Source organism: uncultured Croceicoccus sp., from assembly GCF_947496385.1.
Classification (GTDB): domain Bacteria; phylum Pseudomonadota; class Alphaproteobacteria; order Sphingomonadales; family Sphingomonadaceae; genus Croceicoccus.
The window spans coordinates 1-9,081 of record NZ_CANMCP010000025.1 but is presented as its reverse complement, the minus strand read 5'-3'; the positions used below and the strand labels follow the sequence as shown (position 1 = coordinate 9,081).

Below are 9,081 nucleotides of genomic sequence, written 5' to 3'. Positions count from 1 at the left end.
CTCATGACCTGAAGAATAGCCGGGGAAGGGCGCACTCTGCAAAACGGAGAGCGGTTTGCATCCGACTGACAGCTCCCGCTACAGCAGTTCACGTCGGTTCATGCCTCCTTCCACAACCACTTCAATTCCGAACGACACCTTGTCGACAGAGAAACTTACAAGGCCCGCCGCTCAGCCGCCCTGACTGATTGGGAAAAACTCATGGCCTGAAGAATAACCGGGGAAGCGCAAACTCTGCAAAACGGAAAGCGGTTTGGATCCTGCTGAAAGTTATGCCTGGTTTCTACGCAGCGCATCATGAAGGTAGGCGCGCGCGCAATATATGCGCTTGCGCCCGCCAAATCTCTCGCTGTTTGTGAGCGGGCCAGTTTTGCGGATCGAAGAGAGCTTGCATGGCAATCCCGTGCAGCGCGCTGAGTGCCAAAATCGCCTTTCGATCAAGGTCGCCCTTGTCAGGACAGGCCGATTCAAGCATCTGGCGGGCGAGCGAAAGCGCATTCTCGCTCCACCATCGTTGTTCGCTTGCCAGTTCCTCGTCATGGTCTGCCATCGGCCAGAACTGGAAATACAGACGCCAAGCGTTGCGGCCCTCCTCATCGATGGGGAGCAGGGTTTCCAGCCGTAAGAGCGGATCCGATATGTAATCTGCCGCCATCGCGTCAAATCGTTCCTGGCTGCGCTCCGCGACATAGCGGTAGGCGGCGAGCAACATCGCACGCTTATTGGCGAAATAGTGGGTAACAACCGTGGTGCTGAACCCCGCGCAGGCTGCAACCTTGCGTATCGTGGCCGCTTGGAGGCCGTGTTCGGAAATGAGGTCGGCAGAGATGCGAGCGATCTCCGCGCGTTTCGCGTCATGGTCAACATTTGCTGGCATAGGGCTCCCCTAATACTTCCATCAAGATGGCCAAGAGACCTAGCTAAAATTTCAGGCGCATTATACAACGCATGTTGTATAATAAGAAGCGGGCGTAGTGCGACGGACTGTCGGCTGCACGCCCGTGATTGCGCGATGAACAAGCCCGACAAACTGGGCAGCGTACCGAGAGAGGATTATGGCAGAGGAAATGGCGAACGAAAACTTGGATTGGGACTGCGCTGCAGACGTCGTGGTGCTGGGCTCGGGCGGTGCGGCGATGACGGCCGCGATCACTGCGCATGACTTCGGCGCGAGCGATGTCGTGATCCTTGAAAAGACTGGCATGGTCGGCGGTACCACTGCGATGTCTGGAGGGATGCTGTGGATACCCAATAATCACCATCAGCATGATGAAGGTCTTACAGACTCAGACGAAGATATCGTCGCCTATCTCGACTCGCTCACGCCCGAGGCGCTTGATCCCGAAACACTGTGGGCTTTCATGCAGAATGGCCCGGAAATGGTGCGCTATTTTGCGGAACGCACGCCAGTTCGCCTGAAGGCGTTCACCGACTTTCCGGATTATCAGCCCTATGCACCTGGGGCGAAGCCGGATGGCGGCCGCTCGCTCGACAATGAGGCGTTCTGTTTTGAGGAACTGGGAAAGTGCGCATCGCGGGTGAATCCAAGCAAGATGGCCTATCCTCTTCGCAGCAGTCTGATTGAAGCGACGCGAGGCTTGCTTGATGAGGCCGCTCTGGCCGAGCGAGAGGCGCGAGATTATCGCGGACTGGGCCAGGCTCTTGCTGGCTCGCTTTTCAAGGCGGTACTGGATCGGGGCATTCCCGTCGAGTTCGAGAAGCGCGCCCGCAAGCTGGTGCAGGATGGTGAGCGTATTATCGGCGTCATTGCCGATGATGCCAACGGCGAGGCATACCGCGTCCGCGCGCGGCGCGGTGTGGTCATTGCCACGGGTGGATTCGAGTGGAACGAGGAGCTCGTGAAGACTTTTGTTCGTGGTCCGCTGACGGGTCCGGTGAGTGTACCCGAGAACGAGGGTGACGGACTACTCATGGCAATTGAAGCAGGTGCCAAGCTCGGCAACATGCAGAACGCCTTTTGGATGCAGAGCGTTCTGGAGATGAAGCCACAGCATCGTGCGGCTAAGCCCAACTACCTGCTCGGTTCGGACGAACGTGCACGACCTGGCGCTATCCTAGTCAACGGAAAGGGCAAGCGCTTCGTGAATGAGGCTGCCAATTACAACGCACTTGGGAAATCGCTCCACGCCTTCGACGCCGGCACACATTCCTATGCGAATTTGCCATACTGGCTGATCATCGATCAGCGTTACAAGAACAAGTATCAAGCGTTCAACTCGCCGCCGGGTGGGCCGGCGCCATCCTACATGATGCAGGCCGATACGCTCGAAGGGCTTGCCGACGTGGCGGGTATTGATCCGGAGGGGCTCGTGGCGGAAGTCGCGCATTTTAACGAGATGGTCGCCAGAGGTCATGACGACGATTTCAATCGCGGCGACACCACTTATGATAATTTCTACATGTGGGGCGATACCGATTTCGATCCACCTTACCGCACGCTTGGAATGATCGATCAGGGGCCGTTCTATGCCGTTAAAATGGAAGCGGGTGCGCTGGGCACCGCAGGCGGCCCGAAAACCAATGCCAATGGCCAAGTTGTTGACTGGGACGGCAACCCGATCCCCGGACTTTACGCAGCAGGCAATGCCATGGCGGCGGTTCTAGGCGAGATCTATGGAGGTGCAGGCGGAACTCTTGGTCCCGGCATGACATTTGGCTATATCGCTGGAAAGCATCTCGGCGTTCACCTCCCGAACGTCTAGGCGGTTAGCCTTTAGTAGATGTTCGGGATCTGTGTGAGGCGAAGAAAGAGAAAGACTTGAAAACGTACGCGCAAGGTGAGCGGAAGAGCTCCGTTTCTGCTTAATACCGTCACGACATTTCGAAAGATTGTATACACCGCCCCCTGCGCTAGGCTCAGGACCCATTGATTGGCGAGAGGCGATGTGATTCAGGCTCCGGGAGGAGATTGATCATGAATGACCTGTATTGGCTGACGGACGAGCAAATGGCGCGCCTGTCGCCCTATTTCCCCAAGAGCCATGGCAAACCTCGGGTTGATGGCCGGCGTGTGCTGCGGGATCATTTTCGTCAACCGCAACGGCCTGCGCTGGCGGGATGCGCCGAGGGAATATGGGCCACACAAGACATTGTATAACCGCTGGAAGCGGTGGGGCGAGATGGGCGTGTTTAGCCGGATGATGGAAGGTCTGTCCGCCCAGAGGGCCGAACCCCAGACCGTCATGATCGATGCGACCTATCTCAAGGCCCACCGCACGGCTTCCAGCCTTGGGGTAAAAAAGGGGATCTCGGGCGCCTGATCGGACGGACCAAGGGCGGCATGAACACCAAGCTGCACGCCATCACCGATGCCAACGGACGTCCTCTGAGCTTCTTCATCACAGCTGGCCAGGTCAGCGACTACACCGGAGCGGCGGCTCTGCTCGAAGACCTGCCAAAAGCAGAGTGGATGCTGGCCGACCGGGGCTATGACGCCGAGTGGTTCCGCGACGCGCTCGAGCAGAAGGGCATCAAGCCCTGCATTCCCGGCCGTAAATCCCGCTCGATGCCCGTCAAATACGACAAGCGCCGATACAAACGCCGCAACCGCATCGAGATCATGTTCGGCCGCCTCAAGGATTGGCGCCGTGTGGCAACGCGATACGACCGCTGCCCAACCGTCTTCTTCTCCGCACTCACTCTGGCCGCAACAGTGCTCTTCTGGCTGTGATCAACGAGTCCTGAGCCTAAGCTGAGACTTTCAATTCGTCTCGCAAGCTGATGCGACAAAACGGGGGAAGTAACTATCATCTCACACGCATTCCACCGCTTAGCCTTGCTTAGGATAAATACTAAATAAGGTTTAAGCCCCCACTCCGACATGCGCGTATTTAGCGAACGGATTGGCGATTGGTTTTCCCCAATAATAACCCTGTGCTTCTTCGCATCCCTCGTCGCGAAGCAGCTGCAGTTGATCAATAGTTTCAACTCCTTCAGCGAGGACGGGCACATGAAGGCTTTGACCTAAGGCAAGCACAGCGCGAATGATTGCCCTAGATTGGTGGTTTGTACCGGAGTCCAAAAGAAAAGATTTGTCGATCTTTATCTTATCGAAAGGAAAGGAGTTGAGCGTATCAAGTGAAGAATAGCCCGTACCAAAATCGTCAATGGCGATAGAGATTCCAAGTGCCTTGATTTGCCGGAGTACATGCAATGCCCGTGCCTTGTCGGAAATGAATGCCGTCTCAGTAATTTCTAGTTCCAGACGTTGCGCCGGGAGACCGCTTTCAATTAGCGCCTTTGCTACGCTTTCGACAAGATTTATATGCATGAGCTGTATTGGCGAAAGATTGACCGCAACGCGCCATGGCTTTGGCCATTTTGCAGCCTCGTTACATGCGGTACGCAGAACCCATTCGCCGATACGTACAATTTCCCCGCATTCTTCCGCAATGGGAATGAACTCGACCGGAGGTATCGTACCATTGCGGGGATGGTGCCAGCGCAGAAGTGCCTCGTATCCGGTTACTTCTTCTGATGCGACCGAGCGCTGCATCTGGTAGGCAACGCCTAATTCACCGCCGTCTACGGCTTTACGAAGATCGCTAATCATGGTTCGGCGCGATTTGGCGGCCAGATCCATGCTCTGTTCGTAGTAACAAATGCGCCGGCCCGCCGTATCTTTGGCGCGATACATGGCCAGATCAGCATTATTCATGACCTTTTGACGGGTTAAACCGTCGGTTGGGCAAAGGGCAATTCCGATGCTCGCGCCCGGACAAAAGGAAAGGTCATCAAGTTCGACTGGTTTGGACAAGGCGGCGTCCAGTCGCGTAACGAAGTCGGTCAGGTCTGCGTCAGACTCCAAATGTTTGAATGCAACAAATTCATCTCCGCCAAAGCGTGCTATAAACTCTTTTGGTTCGAGCAGACGTTGCATGCGCTTGGCAAGCTCACGCAGCACTAGATCGCCTACCGCGTGTCCATGTCCATCATTAATTTCCTTGAAGCGATCGAGATCGATACATAGAACTGCGACTTGTTCGTTCGAGGGTTTTGCTTGTTCGATCGCGTTATCGAGACGTTCAATAAAATTGTTACGGTTTGGCAGGTCTGTCAGAATGTCATGCAACGCCATGTGTTCAATGCGCTCCTGATCGCGGCGCCGTTCGGTGATATCTTCGAACGTGGATACCCAACCGCCCCCTACCAAGGGGCGATGAGATATAGCCAAAATGCAATCTTTGCGGAACTGCACACTCAGCTTCCCGCCCCCTGGTTGGGCGAGAATTTCGTAATGACGCGCAAGCGCTTCGTTCAACATCGCAGGAGAGACAGGCGCACCCAGAGCCTTGCTCATCGCAAGACGGTATACATCTTCGAAATGTGTGCCGACTGGGCATTCATCATGCGTAAGATCGAAGATCTCTCCGACACGATCATTGGAAATGACCAGCCGCTTGTCCGGGCTGAAAAGGCAAAGGCCCTGATGCATGTTTGACAACGCGGCATCAAGATTATCCTGATGCTTTTTGAACAATGTCATGTCACGCGTGATTTTTGCGAATCCTCTGAAGATTTGCTGGTCATCGTAAACCGCTTCGATAATCACATGAGCCCAGAAGCGGGTCCCGTCCTTGCGATATCGCCAGCCTTCAGCCGAATATTTGCCATGGTTTCGTGCCGCCTCGAGCCCGCGTGTTGGTGCGCCCGCAGCGCGGTCTTCGGGTGAGTAGAACGTCCCGAATTCAAGTCCGATTGCCTCTTCTCGGCTATAGCCTTTGAGACGCTGAGCGCCTGCGTTCCAGTTCGCAATCCGCCCATCGGTAGTTAGCATGTAGATGGCGCAATCGGTGATGCCTTCTACAAGAACCTTGAACTCACGCTCGCTTGCCCGGACCGCCTTTCTCGAACGTGCGCTCATCAAAGTGGCCATCATCCCGAATGTCAGAACGACGAAGGCGGCTGCTGCAACAGCGATGGCGATCGTCAATGGCGCAAGTAGGCCCGGCGTCGTTTCACTCACGCGGCTCGGGATGATCGTTATTCCGGCCATGCCGATGAAATGGAGAAGAATAATTGCGCCTGTTAGCAGCGCTGCTGCGGCGACGGCGCTTTTAGTGGTTTGTCGATCAAGGGCCAGCGAAAGCGCTGGCACAATCGGTAGAACAGTCGCAACTATCGAGGCAATCACATAACCCCAACCCCAGCGGATCTCGCCCGGCAGTTCGACGGCCTGCATGCCAAGATAGTGCATGGCGGCGATACCTAGACCGATAGAGGCGCTCGCTGCGCAGCGAGAGGAGATGGTTTTATTTATCAGAGACAGGAAAAATCCACACGTCGTCGCTCCGATCGCAACCATAAGCGAAGTAACCGTCGGCAAAACCGTATAACCGATGACAACACCAGGATCATAACCCATCATCGCGACAAAATGCGTAGCCCAGATCCCAAACCCGCTGGCAAGACCGGTTACAGGCACCCAGATGCGCCGCGCTCGTCGCGTCATGTCCCGGGCATGTCGAAGCAGAAGGATGACTAAGCTCGATGTCACCACGCAGATCAAACCAGCCAACACGACGAGGCGAAAATCGTGGTCATCTTGGATGCAATAGTAAATGCCGAGCATGTGCCAATCCTATTGGAGCGGCCTGCGGCTTATCGAAATGCGACTAAAAATTCGTTAACCGATGATGAGGTGGGATTCTCCTCAGCATAACCAGCCGCAAAGCTGGCTCGATTAGAGACAATTTTTTCGCCGAAAATTGGTATCGGAAATCACTCACCGGGGTGCTGTCAAATCTAACCAGAATTTGGTTCGCTCGTTTCCATCAGGAATAGGCAGGACCGAAGTGGTGCTTCATCGCCTTAGTCATTTTGAGATCAGACCGTGCACAAATTAGGCTTGTGGTGCTTTTGAATAAGCGGCGTACCAATGCCGTGAACGCAATGAATTTGCTTTGACAGCACCCGACGATCCGCTGGTGTGGTTCGAGGGCACTGTCAGAAGGATTGTACCTCTGGCAAAAGCCGCGGTGCGGGGTAGGGGAAGCGGATGCCCCGAGCCAAGAAACCAGCAAACCCGTTCCGCTATTTTCACTCGTCACCGGAGGTCATCCGCCTCGTAGTTATGATGTATGTCCGCTTCCCGCTGTCATTACGAAACGTAGAGGACCTCCTGTCCGAACGCGGGATCGACATCTGCCACGAGACGGTCCGACACTGGTGGAACCGTTTCGGTCCAATGTTCGCGGCGGACATCCGCCGCCAGCGGGTAAATCGGATGCGCGGCTTTCGTCATTGGAACTGGCATCTCGATGAGATGTACGTCCGCATAAACGGTGAGATGATGTACCTCTGGCGTGCCGTCGATCACGAAGGTGAGGTGCTTGAAAGCTACGTAACCAAATCGAGGGACAAGGCCGCCGCTCTGCGTTTCATGAAGAAAGCGCTGAAGCGTCACGGATCGCCTGAGATCATTACGACCGACGGACTTCGCTCCTACACGGCAGCAATGACCGAACTTGGAAATTTGGCGAAGCAGGAGACAGGCCGCTACGCGAACAACCGTGCTGAAAACTCACATCTGCCATTCCGACGACGGGAACGAGCGATGCTGCGCTTTCGAAGAATGAAGTCGCTACAGAAGTTCGCATCGGTTCATGCATCCTTCCACAACCACTTCAATTCCGAACGCCACCTTGTCGACCGTCAGACTTACAAAGCCCGCCGCTCAGCTGCATTGGCTGAGTGGCAAAACCTCATGGCCTGAAGAATAGCCGGGGAAGGGCGCATTCTGCAAAACGGAGAGCGGTTTGCATCCGACTGACAGCTCCATGCGCAGATATGCGCTCGTGGAACCTGTCTGCTGTAGCAACCACTGCCGTGTCCTGGCGGAGGCAGGAACATTCGCTGGGTAAAGCTGGCTTACCATCTCCGAGTAGATTTCATTCCAGCCCGGCATGCTTCCGGCGATAGCACGGGCGGCAACGGCATTGCGGCTGAAGCCTGCGCCCACAAGCACGGCGGCGGTACCTGATGGCTCACGTGACCATAGCGCCTTCTCGATGCGCTGAATGTGGGGCTCGTCGATGAAGCTGTCGCCTGGCAACTGGATGCTCCTTGGAAGATTAACGGTTTGATCATCGGTCCCGAAAATAGAATCCGCAATGTAAGATCTAAATTCAGATTCCGGTAGCTTACGAGGGCACTGTCAGAAGGATGGTACCTCTGGCAAAAACCTTTTTGCAGGGTAGGGGAAGCGGATGTCCCGAGCCAAGAAACCAGCCAACCCGTTCCGGTATTTCCATTCTTCGCCGGAGGTGATCCGCCTCGTGGTAATGATGTATGTTCGATTTCCCCTTAGCCTGCGGAACGTCGAAGATTTGTTGTCGGAACGCGGCATCGATATCTGCCATGAGACGGTCCGCCTCTGGTGGAACAGGTTTGGCCCGATTTTCGCGGCCGACATCCGGCGGCAGCGCGTAAATCGGATGCGCGGCTTTCGTTATTGGCAATGGCACCTCGATGAGATGTACGTCCGTATAAACGGCGAGATGATGTACCTGTGGCGCGCTGTCGATCACGAAGGTGAAGTGCTCGAAAGCTAGGTTACGACGAAGAGGGACAAGGCTGCAGCTCTGCGTTTCATGAGAAAAGCGCTGAAGCGCCACGGATCACCGGAGGTCTTAACGACCGACGGACTGCGGTCCTACAAAGCTGCGATGTCCGACCTCGGAAATTCGGCAAAGCAGGAGACAGGCCGCTGGACGAACAACCGAGCCGAAAATTCGCACTTGCCGTTCCGACGACGGGAACGAGCGATGCTGCGCTTCCGGCAAATTAAGTCGCTGCAGAAGTTCGCCTCGGTTCATGCGTCCTTCCACAACCACTTCAATTCCGAACGCCACCTCGTTGATCGTCAAACTTACAAGACCCGCCGCTCAGCTGCGCTCGCTGAGTGGCAGAACCTGATGGCCTGAAAAATAACCGGGGAAGGGCGCACTCTGCAAAACGGAGAGCGGTTTGCATCCGCCTGACAGCGGCATCCAATCCCTTACGATGTTTGCTTCATATTAGCGAAGCCCGCTCGTAGAACGACAAGTCTTCCATCTCGTA

The 9,081-nt window shown here is 55.4% G+C and carries 5 protein-coding genes and 2 pseudogenes; 4 read left to right on the top strand and 3 right to left on the bottom strand.

All coding sequences use genetic code 11. The features are described from left to right. Positions 1-295: 295 nt before the first annotated feature. Positions 296-877 (bottom strand): TetR/AcrR family transcriptional regulator, encoded by a 582-nt coding sequence (locus tag Q0897_RS15665; RefSeq protein WP_299310320.1) that lies wholly within the window; start codon positions 875-877, stop codon positions 296-298. Between the two features lie 190 nt (positions 878-1,067). Here Q0897_RS15665 and Q0897_RS15660 point away from each other — a divergent pair, with 190 nt between their 5' ends. Then, positions 1,068-2,723: an FAD-binding protein gene (locus Q0897_RS15660; protein ID WP_299310318.1), complete on the top strand. Its 1,656-nt coding sequence runs from the start codon at positions 1,068-1,070 to the stop codon at positions 2,721-2,723. A 212-nt stretch (positions 2,724-2,935) separates the two neighbouring features. Next, positions 2,936-3,691 (top strand): annotated as a pseudogene (locus Q0897_RS15655) (IS5 family transposase). A gap of 132 nt (positions 3,692-3,823) precedes the next feature. Here the strand turns inward: Q0897_RS15655 and Q0897_RS15650 are convergent. Next, positions 3,824-6,592, bottom strand: a complete 2,769-nt coding sequence (locus tag Q0897_RS15650) for an EAL domain-containing protein (RefSeq protein WP_299310316.1) — start codon at positions 6,590-6,592, stop codon at positions 3,824-3,826. A 426-nt stretch (positions 6,593-7,018) separates the two neighbouring features. Here Q0897_RS15650 and Q0897_RS15645 point away from each other — a divergent pair, with 426 nt between their 5' ends. Then, on the top strand, positions 7,019-7,735 hold the full coding sequence (locus Q0897_RS15645) for an IS6 family transposase (RefSeq protein WP_299310313.1): 717 nt from the start codon (positions 7,019-7,021) through the stop codon (positions 7,733-7,735). Here Q0897_RS15645 and Q0897_RS15640 read toward each other — a convergent pair. Then, positions 7,697-8,074, bottom strand: a complete 378-nt coding sequence (locus Q0897_RS15640) for a hypothetical protein (RefSeq protein ID WP_299310311.1) — start codon at positions 8,072-8,074, stop codon at positions 7,697-7,699. The genes Q0897_RS15645 and Q0897_RS15640 overlap by 39 nt on opposite strands. A 154-nt stretch (positions 8,075-8,228) precedes the next feature. Here Q0897_RS15640 and Q0897_RS15635 point away from each other — a divergent pair. Beyond that, positions 8,229-8,945: pseudogene (locus Q0897_RS15635) on the top strand (IS6 family transposase). The last annotated feature ends 136 nt before the right edge of the window (positions 8,946-9,081 follow it).